Source organism: Roseburia sp. 1XD42-34, assembly GCF_009917385.1.
GTDB lineage: Bacteria > Bacillota > Bacilli > Bacillales > Amphibacillaceae > Virgibacillus.
The window spans coordinates 16,558-40,279 of sequence record NZ_QWLJ01000039.1; the positions used below are offsets into that span (position 1 = coordinate 16,558).

17 protein-coding genes are annotated in these 23,722 nt (G+C 37.6%); 4 read left to right on the forward strand and 13 right to left on the reverse strand.

Features of this window, described 5'->3' with window-relative positions:
- Positions 1 to 180: 180 nt before the first annotated feature.
- Complete coding sequence (gene argS, locus D1839_RS16400) at positions 181 to 1,848, reverse strand: arginine--tRNA ligase (protein ID WP_120380920.1); 1,668 nt, start codon at positions 1,846 to 1,848, stop codon at positions 181 to 183.
- A gap of 610 nt (positions 1,849 to 2,458) precedes the next feature.
- Between argS and D1839_RS16405 the strand changes: the two genes are divergently transcribed.
- From D1839_RS16405 to D1839_RS16415, 3 genes are all read left to right on the forward strand, one after another.
- On the forward strand, positions 2,459 to 3,595 hold the full coding sequence (locus D1839_RS16405; RefSeq protein WP_120380921.1) for a CdaR family transcriptional regulator: 1,137 nt from the start codon (positions 2,459 to 2,461) through the stop codon (positions 3,593 to 3,595).
- A gap of 120 nt (positions 3,596 to 3,715) precedes the next feature.
- The gene (locus D1839_RS16410; protein ID WP_120380922.1) at positions 3,716 to 4,984 is read left to right on the forward strand and encodes a GntP family permease; all 1,269 of its coding nucleotides are present in this window, start codon (positions 3,716 to 3,718) and stop codon (positions 4,982 to 4,984) included.
- A gap of 218 nt (positions 4,985 to 5,202) precedes the next feature.
- Positions 5,203 to 6,342 (forward strand): glycerate kinase, encoded by a 1,140-nt coding sequence (locus D1839_RS16415; protein WP_120380923.1) that lies wholly within the window; start codon positions 5,203 to 5,205, stop codon positions 6,340 to 6,342.
- A 426-nt stretch (positions 6,343 to 6,768) separates the two neighbouring features.
- Here D1839_RS16415 and D1839_RS16420 read toward each other — a convergent pair whose 3' ends face one another.
- From D1839_RS16420 to D1839_RS16475, 12 genes are all read right to left on the reverse strand, one after another.
- Complete coding sequence (locus D1839_RS16420) at positions 6,769 to 7,086, reverse strand: cupin domain-containing protein (RefSeq protein ID WP_120380924.1); 318 nt, start codon at positions 7,084 to 7,086, stop codon at positions 6,769 to 6,771.
- Positions 7,087 to 7,106: 20 nt separating this feature from the next.
- Positions 7,107 to 8,840 carry a hydantoinase B/oxoprolinase family protein gene (locus tag D1839_RS16425; RefSeq protein ID WP_120380925.1) on the reverse strand — a complete coding sequence of 578 codons (1,734 nt, stop codon included), beginning with the start codon at positions 8,838 to 8,840 and terminating at the stop codon, positions 7,107 to 7,109.
- Positions 8,840 to 10,885, reverse strand: a complete 2,046-nt coding sequence (locus tag D1839_RS16430) for a hydantoinase/oxoprolinase family protein (RefSeq protein WP_120380926.1) — start codon at positions 10,883 to 10,885, stop codon at positions 8,840 to 8,842. Before D1839_RS16430 ends, D1839_RS16425 begins: the two co-directional genes overlap by 1 nt.
- 30 nt (positions 10,886 to 10,915) lie before the next feature.
- Complete coding sequence (locus tag D1839_RS16435; RefSeq protein WP_120380927.1) at positions 10,916 to 11,458, reverse strand: helix-turn-helix domain-containing protein; 543 nt, start codon at positions 11,456 to 11,458, stop codon at positions 10,916 to 10,918.
- A 536-nt stretch (positions 11,459 to 11,994) separates the two neighbouring features.
- Positions 11,995 to 12,930, reverse strand: a complete 936-nt coding sequence (arcC, locus tag D1839_RS16440; RefSeq protein WP_120380928.1) for a carbamate kinase — start codon at positions 12,928 to 12,930, stop codon at positions 11,995 to 11,997.
- Complete coding sequence (locus D1839_RS16445) at positions 12,923 to 14,356, reverse strand: DUF1116 domain-containing protein (RefSeq protein WP_120380929.1); 1,434 nt, start codon at positions 14,354 to 14,356, stop codon at positions 12,923 to 12,925. The genes arcC and D1839_RS16445 overlap by 8 nt, the downstream gene beginning before the upstream one ends.
- A gap of 1 nt (position 14,357) precedes the next feature.
- Entirely contained in the window at positions 14,358 to 15,914 is a 1,557-nt protein-coding gene (fdrA, locus tag D1839_RS16450; protein WP_120380930.1) for an acyl-CoA synthetase FdrA, read from the reverse strand.
- Positions 15,915 to 16,084: 170 nt separating this feature from the next.
- Entirely contained in the window at positions 16,085 to 17,017 is a 933-nt protein-coding gene (locus D1839_RS16455) for a DUF2877 domain-containing protein (protein ID WP_120380931.1), read from the reverse strand.
- A gap of 15 nt (positions 17,018 to 17,032) precedes the next feature.
- Entirely contained in the window at positions 17,033 to 18,571 is a 1,539-nt protein-coding gene (locus D1839_RS16460; protein ID WP_120380932.1) for a xanthine permease, read from the reverse strand.
- Positions 18,572 to 18,589: 18 nt separating this feature from the next.
- Positions 18,590 to 19,267: a cysteine hydrolase family protein gene (locus D1839_RS16465; protein WP_120380933.1), complete on the reverse strand. Its 678-nt coding sequence runs from the start codon at positions 19,265 to 19,267 to the stop codon at positions 18,590 to 18,592.
- Positions 19,264 to 20,799: a xanthine permease gene (locus D1839_RS16470; RefSeq protein WP_183030259.1), complete on the reverse strand. Its 1,536-nt coding sequence runs from the start codon at positions 20,797 to 20,799 to the stop codon at positions 19,264 to 19,266. Before D1839_RS16470 ends, D1839_RS16465 begins: the two co-directional genes overlap by 4 nt.
- Before the next feature lie 224 nt (positions 20,800 to 21,023).
- Positions 21,024 to 22,667 carry a PucR family transcriptional regulator gene (locus tag D1839_RS16475; RefSeq protein WP_120380934.1) on the reverse strand — a complete coding sequence of 548 codons (1,644 nt, stop codon included), beginning with the start codon at positions 22,665 to 22,667 and terminating at the stop codon, positions 21,024 to 21,026.
- Between the two features lie 437 nt (positions 22,668 to 23,104).
- Here D1839_RS16475 and D1839_RS16480 point away from each other — a divergent pair, with 437 nt between their 5' ends.
- Positions 23,105 to 23,695: a hypothetical protein gene (locus D1839_RS16480; protein ID WP_120380935.1), complete on the forward strand. Its 591-nt coding sequence runs from the start codon at positions 23,105 to 23,107 to the stop codon at positions 23,693 to 23,695.
- Positions 23,696 to 23,722 lie beyond the last annotated feature (27 nt).

Consider the following 23,722-nt stretch of genomic DNA (forward strand, 5'->3'; position numbering starts at 1 on the left):
CAGATAACAAACAGCTATTCATAACTTCATATTCTGTTTGCTAAATATTACACGATTATTTTCAGCTGCTTTTTCGCTTTTATTCATAAATTATTACTTCTATTTACAAATTTAGACACAAAAAAACCGCCTTATTGGTGCTTCTTTAGCACATAAGGCGACTTCTTAAGCTTTTCCATGTTACATCTGTTCCGGAGCATGCACGCCGATGAGACGTAGTGCATTGCTAATCGTTATTTTAACAGCTTCCAATAGTGCCAAACGAGCTTTCGTTAAAGCTAATTGTGTTTCATCCAACACTTTTTCAGCATTATAGAAGCTGTGTAATGCAGAAGCTAAGTCAAAGGCATACTGGGTTATTTTATGCGGTATTCGTTTCTCTGCAGCGTCTAACACCAGTTGTGGAAACTCTCCTATTATCTTTAATAATTCAACCTCACTACTGTGTTGTAACAAGAACGCATCATAATCTTCATAGGAATAGCCTTCAGCTTGCGCTTTCTTTAACAGTGTACAAATTCTTGCATGTGCATACTGTACATAATAAACAGGATTTTCGTTCGATTGCGAACGGGCAAGATTGATGTCAAAATCCAAATGAGAATCACAGGAACGTGTATTCATCATATAACGCATCGCATCAACACCAACTTCTTCCATTAACTGTCGAAGCGTTAGTGCTTTGCCTCTCCGCTTACTCATTTTCACTCTTTCACCGTCTTCAAATAAGTTAACCATTTGGATAATGGCTGTTTCTAACTTGTTTTTTGAATAACCTAATGCTTGAATAGCTGCTTCCATCCTTGGAACATACCCGTGATGATCAGCTCCCCAAACATTAATCAGCTTATCGAAGCCCCGTTCTAATTTATCATTATGATACGCGATGTCAGAGGCTAAATACGTATAACTTCCATCTGACTTAATGACAACCCGGTCTTTATCATCCCCATATTTTGTTGTCCGAAACCATGTTGCGCCATCTTTTTGATATACATTACCAGTCTGACGCATTTTATCCAAAGCTTGGTCAACTTTCCCCTCTTTATATAATGACAATTCCGAAAACCAATGATCAAATGCAACCCGAAATCGTTTTAAATCTTCTTCAATCTTTTTCAATTCATATTCTAGTCCATATTGGCGGAAATAGGCTAAACGTTCGTCCTTTGATTTATGAACCCACGTATCGCCTTCTTCTGCAGCCAATTTTTCTCCAATGTGAATAATATCCTGCCCATGATATCCATCTTCAGGCACCTCCGCATTTAATCCCAGTGACTGCATATAACGCGCTTCCACAGAGAGGGCTAAATTATGAATTTGATTACCAGCATCATTAATATAATACTCCCGCTCTACTTCATAGCCAGCTGCTTTTAATACATTACAGAGCGCATCCCCATAACTCGCACCACGGGCATGTCCTAAATGTAGATCCCCGGTTGGATTAGCTGAAACAAACTCTACCTGAATCCGCATATTTTTTTCGGAATGTTTCCCATAGTCTTCACCCGCTTGTAAAACATGGGGAAGCAATGGAGTTAAATAATTATTGTCCATAAAGATATTGATAAATCCAGGTCCGGCAATCTCCAGTTTACTTATATGTGTACCTTTTAAATTTAATTGATCTATAATAACCTGAGCTATTTCTCTTGGAGGCTGTTTTGCTACTTTTGTCAGCTTCATAGCAATATTTGTAGCATAATCTCCGTGCTGATCATTATTCGGTTTTTCTAACATAATTGGTGGGATATTAGATTCTTCTTCCACTAATTCAGCTCGTAAAATAGATTCACGTACCGCTTTTTTTACCGTAGCTTCTGTCTCTTGTATCATGTTCATTGATGTCGTCCTCCTTGTGAATTTTAACCCCTCTGTAACCTATATTAATTCATAAATAAACAATAACAAGAAGCAAAAAATGGAATAGCTTCTTTATAAAGTAAAACTTCATTCAGTAGGAGTTTTCTTCCATCTCCTACTGAATGTTCATACCTAGAAGAGTATGACCTAAAGGCCCTTAAACGAAGCGGGCATTTAGGTGTCGTTTTCTCCCACTTGTGTGTCAACTCAAAGTTTCGAAGTGGGAGTCTTACGGCACCTTACATGCGGGATAAAAGATGATGCACCGTATCTTCCGGGTGCTTTTTTCACGGATAAGCACTATATATCCATTTTCGCCAATTTTAGAATAAATATATACGTACTTTTAGCACACTATAAAATGTTGATTAATCTTCCCTTCTGCCCACGTTTGAGCTGTACATAATGTTATTTGTATTTTCATTAGAGGTAAACAACCAGAATAACTTAAGAAACATGATATATCATCATGTTTTTTCTATCCAACTATGATAAAATTGACAATCCTTAAATAAGAGCGTTATATAAGAATGAGATAGTATTTCTTTATTTTCATACTTACGAAACACTTACATAGAAGGAGATTCCAATGTTAACAGAGCAACTTGCCTCAGAGATTGTGAAGAGAACGATGTCGATACTAGATTTAAATGTTAATGTAATGGATAGAACAGGAACCATTCTTGCTTCAGGAGATCCCAATCGGATTGGGCAACTTCACCACGGTGCTAGTAAAGCAATTGCACACAAAATGACCGTAGAGATTCATTCTTACGAAGAAAATTGGCGAGGAAAAGCAAAACCAGGAATTAATTTACCAATTCGGTTTCATGATGATATTGTTGGAGTTATTGGTATTACTGGAGAACCTGAAAAAATCAGGGGATTTTCCAAATTAGTTCAAATGGGTGCCGAACTAACATTGGAGCAAGCATTTTTGACAAGAGAAATAGATCGAAACGCCAGGATGCGAGATGATGTTATATCCCATTTACTACTAGGTTCAGATAAAGAACAAGCTTACATATTAGACAGGGCGCGGTCGCTAAAGATTAACACAGATGAAACATTTGCTGTTATCCTCCTTTCTTTACCGTACCATACATCCAACTTGCAATCTGTGAAACAAATCGAAACGTGGGCGAATACATTAGTTACAGCAGAAGATGAAATCGTTCGGTTGTATACAAATCAATTTGTTATCTTAAAAAAGCGGCAAAAGCCTTATTTAGATACGGATGATAAAGTAAAGAATTTGCTAGAACATAAACTATCCCTAGCACCCATTTCAAATATAACCGTCGCATTAGGTCCCTTTTCAAGTGGATTCCTTGGTTGGAGACAATCCTTTCAAACAGCGGAAATTGTTAGAGATACCGCAAAAACATTATATCCAGAAGGTGGTGTTTGGAATCAAGACACTTTAGGAATATCTATTCTATGTTATCGTTTTTTACATGCAGCAAAAGAAGAAACGAGTGAAATAAGTGCCACATATCAAAAGTTAGTCGCCGCTAATGATGGTAGAACGTTAGACGAAACATTCACGACATATGTTAAAGCAAATGGAGAAATGACCAAAACCGCAAATAAGTTATTTATTCATCGGAATACATTAGCATATAGGCTGAATAAAATTTACGAAATCACTGGAAAAAACCCAAAGAACCTACAAGATCTGATCGAGTTAAAAATTGGAGAGATCCTCTTCAAACTATCAACATAGTGCATCTGCATAAAACATAGAATTGGAAGCACTTTCTTTATATTCATTTGCACAATGACCTAGCATGTATCGTGCACGTACAATAGGTGTATAACAGCATCATGTTAAGGAGGAAAACAGATGGATATTGAAGTAAGTGCATTAGGAGCAATTATCGGTTTACTCTTAGCTATTTTCTTAATTTTAAAGAAAGTACCGCCTGCCTATGGTCTAATTGCCGGTGCAATTGTAGGAGGTCTCATTGGAGGGGCGAGCTTAGTAGATACAGTAAGTTTAATGATAGGCGGGGCTCAAAATATTATGCCTGCCGTATTAAGAATTTTAGCTGCTGGTGTATTAGCGGGCGTGCTCATCGAATCAGGAGCAGCATCTAAGTTAGCACAAACCATTGTTTATAAATTTGGCCATACCAAAGCCTTACTTGCTCTAGCTATTGCTACGATGCTTTTAACAGCAGTAGGTGTGTTTGTAGATGTAGCGGTTATTACTGTAGCACCGATCGCCTTAGTGATAGCTTCAGAAGCAAAGCTTTCCAGATTTGCAATTTTAATAGCAATGATTGGTGGAGGTAAAGCGGGTAATATCATGTCCCCTAATCCTAATACAATTGCTGTTTCTGAAGCATTTGATGTATCCTTAACCTCCGTCATGGCAGCAGGGGTTATCCCAGCATTTTTTGGACTTACAGTAACCTATCTCATAGCAAAAAGAGTCTCTAAAAAAGGGACTGCTATTCAAGCAAGTGAAATTGAGCAATCCAATTTTGGAGCCTTGCCTTCCATATATACCGCTGCCCTAGCTCCAATTGTTGCCATTCTATTGCTGGTATTACGTCCGTTATTCAATATTAACGTAGATCCCATGATCGCATTACCAGTAGGTGGTTTAGTTGGAGTTATAGCAATGGGAAAATGGCGTAGCACAAATGCGTATATAAAAAGCGGATTAGCAAAAATGGCACCGGTTGCAATTTTGCTAATTGGGACGGGTGCAGTAGCTGGAATCATTACTAACTCAGAATTAGATACGGTTCTAGTTGGCGTGTTGGAAAACCTAGGTTTACCCGCATTTGCTTTAGCTCCGATCTCAGGAATGTTTATGTCAGCAGCTACAGCTTCGACAACAGCTGGATCTGCGGTTGCCAGTAGTGTCTTTGAAAGCACGATTCTAGAGTCTGGGGTCGCTGGTTTAGCTGGTGCAGCCATGATTCATGCTGGTGCTACCGTACTAGACCACATGCCGCACGGTAGTTTCTTTCATGCAACTGCAGGTAGTGTTGGGATGCAAATTCAAGAGCGTTTGAAACTAATTCCATATGAATCATTAGTTGGCATAACATTGGCGGCAGTTTCCACAATGATTTATGGTATCTTTCAATGGTTTTTATAAAGTGAGCTTTTAACCGTGGGGCTTTCTTTTATCCCCCTGATTGTTAGTAATGCAAAAGAATGACCTAAAAAACCTCTGGACCGAAACAGAAATTTGGCTGCCGTTTATTATTCTATAAATTCTGGAGCATTAGGCTGTCTCAAGGGTTTTCTACGGCATCTTCATTCAAATCAACAGCAACTAGATGATTCTTTAAAGAGGGAAAGGAAGGAAGAATGATGGCTAAACCAAAAATTGTCATAGCGCCGGATTCATTTAAAGAAAGCATGACAGCAAAACAGGCTGCTAATGCTATTGAACGTGGAATTCGCTCCGCTTACGGTGAAGCTTTGGAGATAGATATTATTCCAATGGCAGATGGTGGCGAGGGTACCACCCAATCATTAGCAGATGGATTGCAAGGGACTCTGTATGAAAAAAAGGTCACTGGACCATTGGGTGAAAAAGTAACTGCAACTTATGCCATTTCTGGTGACGGATCAACTGCCATCATAGAAATGGCAGAAGCATCTGGTCTTCACCTTGTTCCAAAAGAGAAGCGAAATCCATTCTTAACCACTACATTTGGTACCGGAGAGTTAATTAAAGCAGCTTTAGATAAAAATGTGTCTAAAATAATCCTAGGGATCGGTGGTAGTGCCACAAACGATGGTGGCGCAGGAATGATCGAAGCACTTGGCGGTGTCCTATATAACACTGAAAATAATCTTCTAAATCGGGGTGGTGGAGCATTAATCGAGTTAGCGGAAATAGAACTATCCCATTTAGATCCACGTTTAAAATCTGTAGAAGTAGAGGTAGCCTGTGATGTCGATAACCCACTCTTAGGTCCTAATGGAGCTAGCGCCGTTTATGGACCACAAAAAGGAGCAACAGAGGAAATGATTATTCCATTAGATGACGCATTACGACATTTTCATGAGGTCATTTCAAAAGCTACAAACAAGGACGTAAAGGATATTCCTGGTTCTGGAGCTGCAGGCGGTCTGGGCGCAGGGTTATTAGCAGTGCTTGGTGCCAAATTAACGCCAGGTATTGATATTGTACTAAAAGAAACAGATTTTTCTAATCGTGTCAAAAATGCTGATCTAGTAATAACTGGAGAAGGTAGGATAGATAGCCAAACGATCTACGGCAAAACACCCATTGGCGTAGCAAAAGCTGCTAAGCAAAACGGTGTATCAAAGGTAATTGCCCTTTGCGGCACGCTAGGAAAAGGATACGAAGCGGTATTTGAACACGGTATCGATGCAACATTTAGCATTACCCCTGGACCGTGCCAACTGGAAAAAGCAATCATAAATGGGGAAAAATACCTAGAAGGAGTAGCACGGAATGTAGCCAGTGTTTATCGTTAGTTGGCTTTCGCCGAATAGTGTAGTTTTAAATGTGTAAACTTATAGATTATGTGGTTTTGAGCTAAAGTGACTTCTATTTGCATTGGCTTTGAAAATGAGAGAGGAGATAGCTCTTTATCTTTTCTCTCTTGCCTATTTTCATTGGAAAATTCATATCTAACCGCACAATAAGTACTTTTAATTTAATCCATTTTGAAGCATTGGTTCATTTATCCACAGTATCCTTTCTAAAAAACTTTGGATCTTTATTTATATAGCATGTATTAAGAATTATTTTTAATCACATAACCCCTATTAATAAAGCGAATTTTCAATCAGCGGGGGTTCATTCATCCCCACTGATTGTTAGCAACTCAAGACGGTGACTTAAAGACCAAGTGCTACTGTTTTCGGCTTAGACTTGTTGCAGTCTAGATTTATCTAAAATCATTTTTCCTTTACTAATACCCAAACAATTTCACACGTTTCTTTACTTGTGTTTATAGCCCAATGCTTTTCTCCTGCTGGAATAAATGTCGCATCATTCGCTCTAACTTCAAACCGCGCTCCACCACTTTCGCCTTGCAATTCACCTTTTAAAATAATAGAATATTCATTTTCTAAATGACGAGATACTCCTGTATTAGGAACTCGCTCTCCAGGTGGAATTGTGACTGTTCCAAAAGACATATTAGTTGCCTCTGAACTAGTTTCAAATAGCGTATTCAACCCTTTGTAAAGAAAGGCTTGTCGCTTGATATCCATATAATTTACTCCTCTATATCCTAGCTTCGTATGTCTAGCTCTTTATAATGAAATGTTATTGGATCTACTTCCACTCCAAATAAAGTTTTTGCTTCTTCAACCGTATAATATTCATTTTTCACGTCTTTAGCTACCTGCTTAGCGGGACGATCTAACGGATTTCCATATCCTCCACCAGTAGCTGTCATTAATTTAAGAACATCATTTTTCTTTAGCTCATACCGTGAATAAACCCCATAAGGACCATCTATTTCTCCAGTTGCTTTATGAATGTAAAATTCATTTACGGAACCTTCCGTTCCCCCATTTATGCCCCATAGTCGATATTTGTTACGACCATAAGTAATCGTAGCTTCTTGCCCATCAGTTAAAGCTCGATAAGATCGGATAACCCCTTTTCCGCCAATGTATTCACCAGCACCTGTTCCATCCCTACGCAAGCTATATTCATCCAGCATTACACCATACCGTGTTTCGGCAACTTCAACAGGTACATTATAGGTTTCCCCATCTAGGATACAAAATTGACCGCTGGCTCCATCTTGCCCATCAGCACCGCCCCATCCGCCTACAGACGGTTCTACAATTAAAAACGGTTCATGTGTATCTTGATGCTTACCTGACAACGTAACAGAGCAAACAGATAGTAAATGTGCTGCCGCCAATCTATGTGGAATATATGGAGCCAACGCCTTCCAGATTAAATCTGTACAACCTAGCATCGTTTCAAAATAATTCGATGTAGGTGCAGGACGTTGTGCTGACATAATCGACCCATCATCAACAACTATCTTTAAAGGGCGAAACACACCATCGTTTACATCTTGATCGGGATTTGTAATTGCCAAAAAAATCGTTCTTACAGCAGATGCAAGTCCAGTAAAGGAACAATTAACAGGACCAGGAACCTGTGGGCTACTCCCGCGAAAGTCACATATAAAATTCTTCTCTGTTATCGTAACTTCCACTTTTATTGGAAAAGGTCCATTTCCAATGCCATCCGTTTCCACAAAACCTTCTGCCGAAAAAGTTCCTTTTGGTAATTTTGCAAGCTCCTGTCTTGAGATAATTTCCCCGTGATTTAAGTGACTGTCGATAGCAGCAAGGATAACTTCCTTCCCATACTTTTCACATATTTCCTTTACACGTCTTTCCCCTGTTTTGAGTGCTGCAACTTGTGCCCACATGTCACCTAATGACAAATCTGGAAAACGAACATTGGCACGGATAATCTCCACTAACCCTTCATTCAACACGCCTCCGTCAAATAACTTAACAGATGGAAATTGCAATCCTTCTTGAAAGATATCTCGAGAATCATTCGTAAACGATCCAGGATCTTTTCCTCCAACCTCCGTCCAGTGGGCTTTATTCGCTGAGAAGGCAATGATCTCTTCTTCATAAAAAATCGGCATGACGAGACCGACATCTGATAAATGGGAGCCACCACCTCCATAAGGGTCATTTACAATAATGATATCTCCGGGCTTTAATTTATTTTCATTCGCATATTTCTCTAATGACTGCTTTACCATAAAGGAAAGCATTCCAATAAATCCAGTCACACCATTCCCTTGTGTAAGCAATTGCCCTTTTGAATCAGTTAGTCCACTAGCATAATCCAGCACTTCATAGATGATAGGACTCATGGATGTTTTCGCTAATGCGATGAACATTTCATCACCTATAGCTAACAATGAGTCTTTTACTATTTCTAATGTAAACGGATCAACTTTTGTTTCCTGGATCGCCATTATCTCTCCCCCATTTCGATTATTAAATTCCCATAATCATCCACTTTAAGTGTTTGGTCTTCATAAATAACGGTAACTGCTGCTTTTTCCTCTACAATGGCAGGTCCTTGAATAGTTTGATTTATTGGTAGCAGTTCACGCTGGTATACATCCGTTTGAATCCACCCTTTAGGATTTTCAAAATAAACATCTCTCGTTTCTAATTTTGCATCTTCTAACGTTGTATTTCGTTGTATCTTTTGGATATTTGGTTTTTTCACCTTTCCAAAAGCAGTGACATGTATATTGACAAATTCCGTTTCTGTTCCATCTAATCTAAACGTATAGTTATGTTCATGTAACTGATGAAAGCTTTCAATAATTTCTTGTAAATGTTCCTTGGTCCAATCTCCATTAGGAACAGGAACTTTTACCGTATGTTCTTGTCCTAAATAACGCATATCTACAAAGCGATTAAAAATAACATCCGCTTTAGAAATCCCTTCATTCTTAAATTGTTCATATGCTTCTTTTTCTATTTCATGCCACTGTGTCATTATTGCGGATAAATCAAGATCTTCTAATCGTTTAATATAGGTTTTTATATAATCATGACGTAAATCACTCATTAACATTCCCCACGCTGAAAACACAGGCGATGCAATCGGGATGACAACTTTTTTCACTCCTAATTCCTTGGCAAGCGCAGGCGCATGCATAGAACCACCGCCACCAAAAGCAACTAAAGTAAATTCTTCTGGATGGTGGCCTTTTCGTACGGAGATTAATTTTAGTGCATTTAGCATATTGGAATTAGCTATTCGAATAATGCCCAATGCTGCTTCTTCCGCAGACATTTGAAGCGGATTTCCTATCTTTTCTTGTATCACTTCTCTTACCATCGATACATCTACATCATAATCAAAATTTTTTGCCGATAATCTACCAGTTAATACGTTAGCATCTGTCGTGGTCGGATGTGTTCCACCTTGCCCGTAAGATACTGGACCAGGTACAGCTCCCGCAGATTTAGGTCCAACTTTTAAAGCACCGGCTTCGTCTAACCAAGCAATGGATCCTCCACCATTACCTATTTCCACAATATCTACTACTGGTGTCTTAATAGGATAGCCTGCATTACGATCATTTCTTTCAATATAGTAATCTGTGGAAACCTTCACTTCTCCCCCTTCAACTAGGGAACATTTTGCCGTTGTCCCACCGATATCAAACCCAATTATGTTTTCTTCTCCAATTAATTTTCCAAGTACCGCCGCACCATAAATTCCTGCAACAGGTCCAGACTCAACCATATTAATGGGAACCTTTTTCGCTTCTTGAAATGTCGTGGTCCCGCCATTCGACTGCATAATGAAATTTTGGCTGTTTGTATGATGCGCCGTTAGCTCATTATATAATTTATTAATATACGTGGTTGCTATTGGCTGAACATATGCATTTAATGCTGTTGTATTCGTCCGCTCATATTCCCGCCATTCTTGACTTACTTCATGCGAAGCTGATACCGCTACATCAGACCATAAGTCTTTAATCAATTGAACGGTTAACTTCTCGTGCTGTGGATTCGCATAAGAGTGTAAATACACGACAGCAATCGCTTCTACTTTTTCTCTTTTAAAGAAGTCAACAATTTCCCTTATCTGTTCCGTATGAAGGGGAGTTATTATCTCACCCTTATAGTTAACCCGCTCATCCACCTCTTTTCTTAGATAACGCTCAATAAATGGTTCTGGCTTTTCATATCGAATATTAAATAAATCAGGACGATTCCCTCGAGCAATTTCTAATATATCCCGAAACCCTTTTGTCGTGATAAGTCCTGTTTTTGCTCCTTTTCGTTCTGTAAGCGCATTAATAATTACAGTTGTACCATGGATAAATGTGGAGATTGCTTCTTTATCAATACCACTTTTTTCAAGTACATCTATGACTCCTTTTTCAAAATTTGGAGGTGTCGTATGACTTTTAGCTACCTTCATTTGTCCATTCTGATCGATGTAAACTAAATCCGTAAAGGTACCTCCAATATCAGTTGCAACTCTCATACTTCTTCCCCTCTCTCGTATTTTTTATATTCAGAATATTACGGGTGTTAAAACACTTATTAACGTTGATGACTCTTCAGTAGGGTTTTTCCATTCGTGTACTTTTTCTGAAGGAAAGTGAATCGTATCCCCTTCACTCAAAACATATTCCATTCCTTCCACCCTAAAAATAACCATTCCTTTTAAAACAAAATAAAATTCTTCTCCAGGATGACTATACTTTTCAATGAATGGTTGTTTAGGAGGTAATGTTACCAGCATCGGTTCCAATTTTCTTTCTGGAAATTTCCCCGCTAGGCGGACATGCTTTACACCTGAGCCTTCCATTGTGAACGGTTTTTGCTCCTCTTTATGTAACGCATAATTATGATTTTCAATCTCTTGAAAAAATGATGCTATGTTTATTTGAAAAGCGTCAGATATTTTCTTTAATGAAGTAATAGCTAGGGATGAAGAACCTCGTTCAATTTGAGACAAAAAGCTTACGGAAAGTCCTGTTACTTCACTTAAGTCTTTTAATGTCATTTCTTTCTCTAATCGTAATTTTTTTATTTTCTTATGAAAATTATCCATACGTTATCTCCTTTCTTTACAATAAAATGGAATTTTTCCACCTTTACTTTGTTTTTTATAATATTAACATAATTTTTATACAATTAAAATAAGAATCTTTTAATTCAGAATTCACAACAGGAATTTTTCATCCCCATGAAAAAGTTACTAGCAAATATTATTGCTTTCATCCATCGCTAAGCATATTTCTTTATACCGTATACCAAACATCTTCCTACTTTAGATAAGCAAGTGAAAAACTGGTCATAATGATTTAACATTATGACCAGTTTTATAATTCAGAATTACTTACGTTAGAGGGTATATCAAGAAATAATGGTTTTAGATTAGAGCTATCAGGAAAAATTTCACTACCCAGCCCACGTTATTCAATTTAAACGAGGTTTTCATTTACGTTTGAAGCATCATTCACTTACCAATAAGCAATGATTCATTCAGCGTTTAGTGACACGAAGCAATGTCAAATGCTTTCGCTTCTATGTGATAATAAGATCTTCATAAAACAGACACCCTTACCATTAAGTTCTTTTAACAGATTAGCTATATATCGTAGTACCTGTTTTACCTAAAATCGCTTCCTTAGCTTTATTTAATGAGGTGATGATTGCTTTTCTTCCTGAGCGCCCCTGCACAAATTGAATAGCAGCCTGAACTTTAGGAAGCATACTGCCAGGTGCGAACTGTCCTTCAGCAATATATTTCTTTGCTTCAGTAATTGTCATTTGTTCAAGATCTTGTTGATTGGGCTTTCCGTAATGGATTGCTATTTTTTCGACAGCGGTAAGAATAAAAAGAAAATCAACATCTAATTCATTTGCTAGACACTGACTAGCCAAATCTTTGTCAATTACAGCATCTACTCCTTCTAGAGCACTTGCTTCCTTCTCCATCACGGGGATACCACCACCGCCTATGGTAATCACAATATGTCCAGCATCTACTAAATTAGCGATAACTTCTTTTTCCACTACTTTAATTGGCAGAGGAGAAGGAATTACTTTGCGATATCCTCTCCCAGCATCTTCCACATAAACATCATTTGTTTCTTTCATTAATTTTTCTGCTTCATGCTTTGATAAAAATGATCCTATTGGTTTAGTAGGATTTTTAAAAGCCGGATCATCCTTATCGACTACCACTTGGCTAATAATGGTGGATACAGATTTATGAATGGATCGATTAAATAATTCTTCTCGTATCGCATTTTGTAAATGATAGCCAATATACCCTTGACTCATCGCTCCGCACTCTGCAAACGGCATTTTTGGAATGTTCGTATTTTTTTTGGAAGCATAATCAAATGCTATATGAATTGCTCCTACTTGCGGCCCATTCCCATGAGCAATAATTACATGATGCCCTTGCTCAATCATATCCGCAATGGGCTTAGCAGATTCTCGTACGAGCTCAAGCTGCTCTTTTGGGTTATTACCAAGTGCATTACCTCCAAGAGCGATTAACACTTTACCCATTGTTGCCGCCCTCCCCGTATACTTCATAAAAACGCATGAATCCTTTTTCAAAACATGCTTTTGGTGGGTGAACAATACCTGCGCCAATTTGACCAACACCGGCAATTTTACTAGCCATTCCAGTATTAATAACAGGTAAAATTCCTGACTCGATGACTTTTAATACGTCTATTCCAAATGCAGTACCACGAAAATCTAGAGTTGGAATGGAAAAATTACTATTTTCGCTAACTGTAATATCGTACATTTGTTCGCTGTAATGAATGGCATCTGCTACTTGACCACCAACAAATTGGACAATTGCTGGAGATCCACCCATTGCAAAACCACCAATTCCCATCGTTTCTGTAATGGCACTATCGCCAAGATCACGTGCAGCATCGTCTTCTGAGAAACCAGGGAAAAATAGTCCCTTGACAAAATTAGCTGGTGCAGTGAACCATTCTTTTTCCCCAAGCCCGCTAATGCGAATGCCAAACTCTACACCATTTCTCGCCATCGTAGTGACAACTGTAGAATAAGGCACCCCATGACCTGCATCTAAAGAAGCTTTACAAGCCGGCATAGAAAGGTTTAAATAGTAATGTTCATTATCCTTAATAAATTGCATCACTTCACGCAATTGTTCTGTATCTAAATCCGTTTGTAAAAAGTAATCAGCAATTTCACGATAAAAAAGACTGGTAGAAGCTTTATTACGATTATGACATTCATCGCCCATATGCAATGCTTGGGCGGTTATGGATTTAAGATCAATTCCATTGCTTAATGCCAATGCTTTTTTCAATGCTTTTGCATAAACGTCTCTAATCCATTTCAAGCGCTGAATAACATCCTCAGAAAAAGCACCAAATCGTAGCACTTTTCCTAAACCTTCGTTTACTGTACAATATGCTTTATTTCCATGAGTTCTGTTTTCAACAACATGGACTGGCATAGAAGGGGATACAATACCTGCCATAGGTCCTACAGTTGAATGCTCATGACATGGAGCAAATTCAATTTCACCGTTTGCAACTAAAGCCTTTGCCTCTTCCTCATTATTCGCTAATCCTTCGTAAATTAGTGCTCCGATTATGGCTCCTTGAACTGGACCAGCCATATTTTCCCATGCAATTGGAGGGCCAGCATGAAGAATCATGTTGCTATGCATTCCTGGAATCACGTTTTTAGCTAGATCAATATCTACTAAAAATGGATGTGCTGCTTTTATTCGAGAGATCGCTTCTTTATTCGCATTATCTATTCTTTCATTGTCTTGGAAACAGTCTAATGCGTTAATTAATTCTATATTTCCTCCGGCAGGCGGTTGCCAATCAAATTGAATTGCTTCTGTTCCTTGTAAATCCAAATCATCTTTAAATGTTGACGTACCAATATTAATAACATGCAACTTTTCGTTAAATAGATCTGGAAAATTACTCATATTAAATTACCTCCTTAACAAGCATGGTTGCAATTTTAGTTGCCATCGCATTACTGTCAGCTACATAAACACCCATAGCTTTGAGTTTCTTTTCTTGTTGTTGATAGTCTTGCTTATCCTTGGAAGTTCCACATATATATGCAACAACTGGTAAATGCCTTCCAGCTTGTGTAGCAATTTGTTTAGCTTCTTGAAGTGCATCTAGACTGACCCCAACCGGATCTTCATGTGAACCAAATCCCAATTCAAAGTCTAGTAACAATACGGCTGTTTCAGGGTCTTTAGCCTCTGCAACAATTCGCTCATTTCTTAAGCTTGGATCAATCATTGGGTGTGGTTTGCCTTTCGTAAAATCATCATCACCTAAATCAAGTAAAGTATGACCTGTACTCGTATGAACATCATCTAACTTTTCTGCTTGTTTTTTGGCAACATTACTTTTTACTTTTAATCCAGCATCACGCATGAGTGATAATGCTTCTGAAGTTAAAGTACCACCACAGAAAAGCCCTCTAATATATTGTTGTGAATCTGCTATATTTTTCTGTTCTGTTTTCGCCCAATTAGTAGCTGTCTCATCAACTTCTGAATCGATCTTGTTTTCCGGATCAATACATGTAACCGCTTGACGTGCAGCATCAATTAAAGTTGGAGAAAATATAGCCCCAGCCTCTTCCACTTCATGTGCATCACCATCTAAGAAACAGACAACTACCGGCTTTTTACATTTTTTAACTTCAGCTAGAATTTTTTCCTGAACTTTTGGAGCTGGTGGCTTAGAAATTAATGTGATTACTTTTGTTTTTTCATCAGCTTCTAACGCTTTAAGTCCTTGAAGCATCATGATTCCGCCAATCTCCTCATGAAGATCACGGCCTCCTGTTCCAATTGCTTGTGTAATCCCATAGCCAAGCTTGTCTATTTGCACCGTGACTTCTTGTAATCCTGTACCTGAAGCAGCTACAAGGCCTATTTCTCCATCACTCACCTTATTTGCAAAACATAAACCAGTATGATTAATAATTGCTGTTCCACAGTCAGGCCCCATGACAAATAAACCTTTTTCTCTGCCTAATTCTTTTAGTGATCTTTCATCCTCGATCGAAACATTGTCACTAAAAAGCATGACATGCATTCCTTGCTTTAATACTTGTCTAGCCTCTCGCGCAGCATACTCACCTGGGACGGATATAATCGCCATATTCGCTTCTGGCATTGCATTTAAAGCTGCATGAATAGTTTTAACTGGTTGGTTACCGCCTTTTTCTTTTTTAGATTTTTTTGCTGTTAATTCTGTTTCAATGAGTCCAATAACTTCTTTTACTCGTTCCCCGGAATCCGCTTTTACAGCGACAGCGATAATGAGGTCATTTTCTGTTGCAGTCTGTACTTCTTCTGTTATTAAACCAATATTACTTAATAAATCTTTATTCATTTGTGTAGCCATGGAAACAACCGCTTGCTTGACACCATCATGTTGTTTGATTTTTCCAGATAAAGACATTAGCGTAACAGAATCATGGTACGCATTTGGTACTACTTTTACAATTGAAGCCATTCCAACTTCCTCCTTTATAAATGAAAGTGAAAAATCCGTTAATCGATATTTGGTTTGAATGAACGATTTTCGTTCCTATTGTTTTTTTACATGGTAGTGTGATCTGCCATTTACAAATTACAAGGAAAAGCATGTTTTCCTTACAGCCAGAAATGGTACAAACTTAACCTCTAATCTGCAAGCAAATTTCGCTGTTTTAATAATTGTCGGTATGCAAAGCTGACACCAATTAACATATCAGTACCAGAAGTAGAACCAATCGATAAAACTTGCTGTAATGAGTTGGTTGGATGATGGGGGATACACTCAAGCAAGTCGAGTAAAGCATCATTAACATAACCGAAACAGCAATTTTCTAACATAAAATAACTAACATCTGTTGTTCTTCTTTTTAAACTGGCAAATTCAACATTTCCTTGGCTCATAAAATCCTGATATAAAGAAAAACCGAAGTAATGCCATGTTGCCAGTAAACCAGTAAGAAAATCGTCGCCTGATGGCGTTAATCCAACCCCCAATCCCGCAAAACGATACATAAATTCTTTTAGTTGTCGTTTTCTTATTTCTTCTGTAATGGTTTTAAAACCCTTAACAAAAGGTTGAAAATAAATAGTATCGATGCTGCTTTCACTTACCCCTTCATCTCGCCCAATCACATACTTCCAGGCAGATAACAGTCCACCGTCTCGACCATTTGCCTCGATAAATGCATCTATATAGGCTAAATGTGACTCTGATAAAGCTGGTTTCACTTGGGAAAGGGGAGAAAGCTCCCTTTCCCAGCGTTCTGAAAACATATAGCTCCATTGCCAGTCTTTTATTTGTATCGCTTTTTCACCAACTTTAACGACTGGATTACTAGGTTTTATAGATGAACACATAGCATTAAAGCCGAATTCATCTGTTGTTTTCATCATTTTTGGTGATTGAACGATTCGGTCTTTTGCTAGAGAAAAAAGCATGCTGTCATCATGGGAAATAAAATTGATCACCTTGTCAAAAATACTGTGAACTATTCCAATTTGTTCACCCGTTTTGAATCGGTTGAACCAATCAAGTAAATGCTTATCCAATACATGAATTAGGCAAAGTTTATTTTTCATACAATCACCAATTGATTATGACTTAAGCTCCTTTAATTCATCTTTATCACGGTAGAAGTAAAAGGCTAATAAAGTGATTCCCATTGCAAGGTAACCTAATGCACCAGTTTGACCTGCACCAAAGCCGATTTCGGGAGCATGAATCAAACCAACAAAGGATAGAGCTGCAGCTACAAAGCTATATATAGCAGCAAGCTTATACTTTTTGTCAATTAAAAATATGACGATTGTAATTAACATCATCGATACGAGAATATCAGAAGACCCTAGAGTATCCCAGCCGACATATTTAATACCGTTGTTGGCAAGTACATCAAAACCGATTGTCGCTGCATCCGTACCTGCTGCGGCTAAAGCATTGTCAACCTGTTGAATAATATAACTTGCTACAAATGGGGTTAATCCTAAGAACATTGCGGGCATATGTTCCACTTTTGCTGTACTGTAAGCTTGCGTACCAATCGTCATCGTAATATATACGAGGATTGGAAGTAGAGCAACTAACGGAATGATGGACATCATTAATGGCAGTAACCCGATAAAGGAAATAATGATAACTCCTACACCCGTCGCCATTGAATAACCTACACGGGCGCCGGCCTTTTTCCAACCTGGATGACCGATATAAATAATGGTTGGAAAAACACTTCCAAGTGCTGCCCCAAAAAGGGTTAATACCCCAGGAACAAGCAGTGATAAAGTTGTAGGGTATTTATCTCCACCAACTTCAGCACTCTCAATATTATCCAAACTTTCAAGAAAGTCATAAATTGCTAAAGGTATAGCTGCAGCTAAAAACGGTGATAAATAAGCAAAGCCTTCAGCTAAATGTCCGAGTGCAAAGCTAGGATATGCAAGAGAGAAGCCACTAGCAGCCTCTTTCACAGCGGCTACATCCATGTACCCAGTTACCCAGGCAAGAATCATCCCAATTAATATCGCTAATAGTCCAGCTGGAATATTACCAGGTAATTTTTTATGGGCTAACCATCCAGCAAGAACGATGACTAATGTTATCAGTCCAATATAAGGAGTAGTAAAGATTTCGCCCATTGGATTCATCGCAATATACGTTAAGGCGATACCAGCTAAAGAACCTAATAAAGCACTACGTGGAATATATTTTTGAATATAAGGGCCGACAAAAGCACCTAATGTCATGATAATTCCTTGAACTAGATTCCAAGCAATACCTACTGACCAAGCTAATACCCAATCTTGGGTATTAGCATATACCGGTAACATAACAGCAAACGATACTACAAAATAATGTGGTACACTTAACCCATATGGCAGTGCAGTAACATCATCACGGTTTTCTCTTAATGACTTACGTCTAGCCTGGATAGCGAAAAAGATTCCACCAATTCCAATAGTAAGTGCAGCTGCCGGAACGATATGTCCATATACAATATCTCTCGGCATGTTAATGGCAACAAGGAGTCCAATGGCAGCAAGAAAGTTTGTTAACACATTACTAAACAATCCGAAAAATCCATTAATGTCTCCTTTTACAAACCATGGTGTTCCAAGAATTTGTTTAGAGTTACTCATATTTTCTTCTCCTTTCTGCTATTTTCTGAGTGCTTCAAGTAAATTTTTTGATGGTGCAGTCCAACCGAATATGCCACCTTGTTGATGAATCATACGAATGGAATCTTCATGATCTCGCGGATCAAAAGCAGCTGAACAATCTTCAAGTAATAAGCAGTCAAACCCGCGATCATTAGCTTCTCGGATCGTTGTTTGGACACAGACATGTGTAGTAACTCCGCCAACTAATAAATTTGTAATTCCTTTATTGCGTAAAATTATCTCTAAATCAGTCTGAAAAAATGCCCCTTTTCCGGGCTTATCAATGATTACTTCGCCTTCAACAGGAGTCAGTTCATCGACAATATCATGACCATATTCCCCACGAACTAGGATTCTTCCCATCGGGCCTTCATCGCCAATACCTGCTCCCTGCTTTTTACCACGAGCTAACTTATTTGGCGGGCAATCGGTTAAATCTGGACGGTGACCTTCACGTGTATGGACAACAAATAATCCTTTTTCTCGGGCTACTTCCAATACATTTTTAATGGTTGGTATAATGGAACGAGTTAAAGTAATATCATTTCCCAATTTTTCTCCAAAACCACCTGGCGCACAAAAATCACGTTGCATATCAATAATCACTAACGCTGTATTATCTAGATTAAATTCAAAATTATAAGGTTTTGCTTCCATCGAATATAATTTACTCATTTTACAATTCCTCCATGTTTAGTTGTGTTTTGTTTCACATAAATACTTAGTAAAATCAGTCCTACCACCGCATAGCTAATTGCAGTTTCCCAGCCGACACCTATACCAATTTCTTTATAGTGAATGATTCCAAAATAGGATAATATCATTCCGATTAAACATACCACTGCACCATTTTTAAAGTTTTGGTCAATAATAAACACGAGAATACTTGACCAAATCATGCCAATAATGATGGCACCTGTTCCTAAACTAAGAAGACCACTATACTCTAACCCTGCATTTGCTATCGCAGAAAGTCCGACCTCCAGTGCTGAGGTACCTGCACTTGTAAAAGCGGTATCGACAATATTTTGCCCCCAGTTAGCAATCCAAGGGATCATCGCTAAGATAACAGCTGGTGCGTATTTCATATCGACATGCTGAAACGCTTGAGCTCCGATAATAAGTCCGATATAGATTAATATTGGTACAATTGCTTCCAGTGGAATGATCGTTAACAGTAATGAAATTAATCCAAGCCAAGTTAAGACTAATATCGAAAGTCCAGTTGCCCACGTATAGCCAATTCGGGCCCCAGTTTCCTTCCATCCGACATGACCGATAAATACGGCGGTCGGAAAAGGACTCCCAAACAGACTCGCTAATATGGTCGTAGAGCCATCTGCAATTAAAGCTTGTTTGGTATTATACCTGTCACCTGCTACTTCCGCACTTTCAATATTATCAATCGTTTCAAAAAAATTATAAATTCCTAAGGGGATTGCAGCGATTAAAAATGGTCCTGCTGCAGAAAAACCTTCGATTATTCGTTCGATTGAAAAAGTGGGCACGCTGAGTTGAACTTGTTTAGCAGATTCTGTAACAGCAGCAAAGTCCATATTTCCAGTTATCCAGCCAATAATAGTGCCAATGATAATGGCAAACAATCCAACTGGAATACGAAACGGTAACTTCACTTTACCAAACCATCCAAGAAAGATAATTGCTAAAGAAATAAAACCAATATATGGAAGTTCAAATGTCTGCATAGCTGGTGTCATAACAATAAAAGTAAGTGATACGCCTGCGAGTGAACCTAACATAGCCGCTCTAGGCAATACTTTTCGTACTTTTGCTCCAATTAGGGAACCTGATAATTCAATCATTCCTTCAACAAATCCCCAAGCTAATCCGGCAAACCAAGCAATATAAGGATCTCCTGTTTTCCAATACACTGGTCCCATAATAAGAAACACAATTAAAAACATATGGGGAACGCTTGTACCAGAAGGCAATGCAGTGACCGTATCTCTTCCTTCCTTTCTTGCTAATCGATAAGCCATCCAGCTGTAGATTAGACTACTGGAAAAAATAGATAAGCCTACCGCAGGAAGGATTTTCCCATAGGTGATTGCAGCAGGAATACCGATTGAAATATTTAGTAAGCCTGCCATTACTAATAAATTTGTTAAATTATTGGTAAATAAACCAAAAAAACCGTCAATATCTTCTCGGTGCCACAATTTAATTTGTCTAATTGACCCGTCCATGGCGATTCACTCCCTTAGTAGGGTTCTCTTGTTAAAGCCGAGGTCTTCTAACATCTACCTTTACTGCGCCCCCCTTTCTTGTACTTTCATCATACCAACGAAAGAAGCAGTAATCATTGGCAAATGTTGACGAATAAAACTTTATTTATTGTTAATGTTTAACAAATAACATATCAAATATTTACCAACGTTAAAAACATTGCCATATTTAGTATGGCAATGTTTTATAACTCATTCATTTGCGAAGATAAATATAAATACAATTGGAAAGCAACAGCAACTTGCGCCATTTCTAGCCCATCTTCCTCCTCTACTCCTAGCTCCTTTAATTTATTTATCCGATACCGCAATGTGTTGTAATGAATATACATATCATCTGCTGTTTTTTGTATATTATAGTTGTTTTTAATGTAATACTTTAACGTTTCTAATAAATTGCCGTTTTTTCGTTTATCATAGGCAATTACTTTTCCTAATTTTTCTTTTACAAAGGCGTTCAACACATCTTTATCTGTGACATAATGAAAAAGACGAAACAACCCCATATCCTCATAAAAATAGACAAATGATTGCTGATCAATACTTTTTTTGTAAATATCAAAAATTAGCAATGAATTTTCATAAATGTTTTTCAATTGTTTCATATTATAGATCGTTTCAGAAATACTAATCCCTATATTAGAAAGATCTTTAAAATTTGAAATAATCAATTCACTTGCATGGTTAAGCTTTTGCTTTAACCTCTGTTCAAACACAATACTGACAAAGCATACTAAAGAATCATTGTAGTAAACAACCTTACAGTTTTGGATTGGTGTATCAAGTGCTTCCGCTAATATCCTTTCGATCAAACCAGAATCAAGCATACGGTAGTATATCGATAGCTTTTTTCTACTATCTGTAATGTTTGTCTTTATACTCAAAATAACCGTTGGGAAATAGAACGCCCATTTAAAAACCTTTGCCTTTTCAATTACTTCAGTTTGTGATGTATAATGGTCATTAAAAATATCTCTAATAAAACCATATAAATAATTTCGTTCTTTTTGCAATAAAGCTTTTTCAGTTTGGAATAAAAACGCTACAAGAAAAGAAGCCTGCTCAACAGCAACAATTACGTTTTCTGTCGCTCCTCTTCCTTTATCCAGCAATACCACCAAGTAGCCAAACTTATCCTCTCCAGCAAAAATAGGTTGAATAAAGAGATCATTTTTTTTATATACCACGTTATTAACTTGAACATTAAAGTTCCTTTTAAAGAGAGACATACCTGCGGAGTTATCGTTTAAGCTAAAGCTTAATGCATTATTAGACTGATCAATGGAAGCAGCTATACAATGCAGATTGTTGTCCAAAATAATTACCGGAGTTTCTACTATATTGGCAATTGAGTTAACAAACTTACTTAAATCAGCTCCTTCTAAAAGCAGGTGGAGTAATTTTTGATGCAAGCGATCACGGAATTCTAATACAGAGGTTCGAGAACCAAGAAGTTCCGATAAAATCTGGTTTGTTAAGTTTGATAAATTGGCGTTATCCGGCAATTTAATCAATGGTAAATCAAGTTCACTCGCTTGTTTAATCATGGTTTCGGGAATAGTCTCTATGTACCTTCCTGGTTTAATCGCTATTCCAGCAATTTTTTGCTTTGCTAATCTAGGAATAAGCGAATTTATTTGCGTTTCATTATCAGCAATTGGATATAGTGTAGTTAATAAGAGTCCATTGGCATCGATATAAGCATCAATATCTGGGACTTCCATAAAATAGACATTTTCTACTCTTCGTCCTAGCCCTTCTTTTCCTGCTATCAGTTCCACGTGTTTAAATTTTTCCATTTCTAATACGTCTTTTACAGTTATAAACATGAGCAGTCTCCTCGTTTTTATCTCATCTTTTATAATAGTGAGCCACATGAACGACACTCCAGAACACTGTCCCGTTGCCTTAAAGTAACAATCATTCAAAGAACAAACATGGCTAAACTTTATTGTACCTCAGATTATACAAAAAAATGTTGTTTCTATATGAAAAGTCTTATAGCCTAAATATAAATCTTAAAGATCTTTTACCGGGTATTTTGTTTCGATTTATCACTTAAATTTGACGCAGCATAAATGATCCAACCCTCTAAAGCGAGAATTTTAGAGCTACTTATAAATAAAGTTAAAATGCGCCAAAATACCTATTTATAGTAAAAATGAGAAAATAATAATCAACTTCCTAATGTTTACTTTAAAATATTTATTTTTTCTAAAAATAACCGATAATAGAAATAACTAATTGATTAAAAAGGAATGATATTATGTTGATGCGCTCTATCGGTATGGAACATTTTTCAAATATAATCTCTCATACTACGTATCAAGCCAAAACACCATTATCGAAAGCTGATAAAATCGGTTCCGAAAAGAAGCACACAGCCTTACCAGAGAAGGTAGTAAATAAGATTAAGGAAATGGCAAAAGATGGTGCAGCAAAAGGAGAGTACATGGGAAAAGATTATATATCTTATATCAATTCTTACAAAGAAAAACATGTATCCCCTGATCGTTCTAAACTCATAGCATTGATGACTCCTAGGATAATGAATGCAACATATACTAATGGTTTACCATTCTTTTTTAAGATTATTGGACTACCTTTTACTGGACAAATGAATGGTGGTGCAACTGGATTATCGATGCTTCTTTATGATAAAACTGGGGATGAAGTATTATCTTATAGTTCAGAGACGGGATGGGGAAAGAGGCAAACTAGAGCGGAAACTCAGTTCTACGATGAAACAACCGCAATTTATTATCATGCTTATAAATCCGCAAGAGCGGAAATGAAGGCGAATGCGAGCCAAAGTAACGGGATGGGAGCTCATTCTACCTTTGATGCGAAAGCGTAATCAATAAGAAGAAAATTAGTTTGTTGT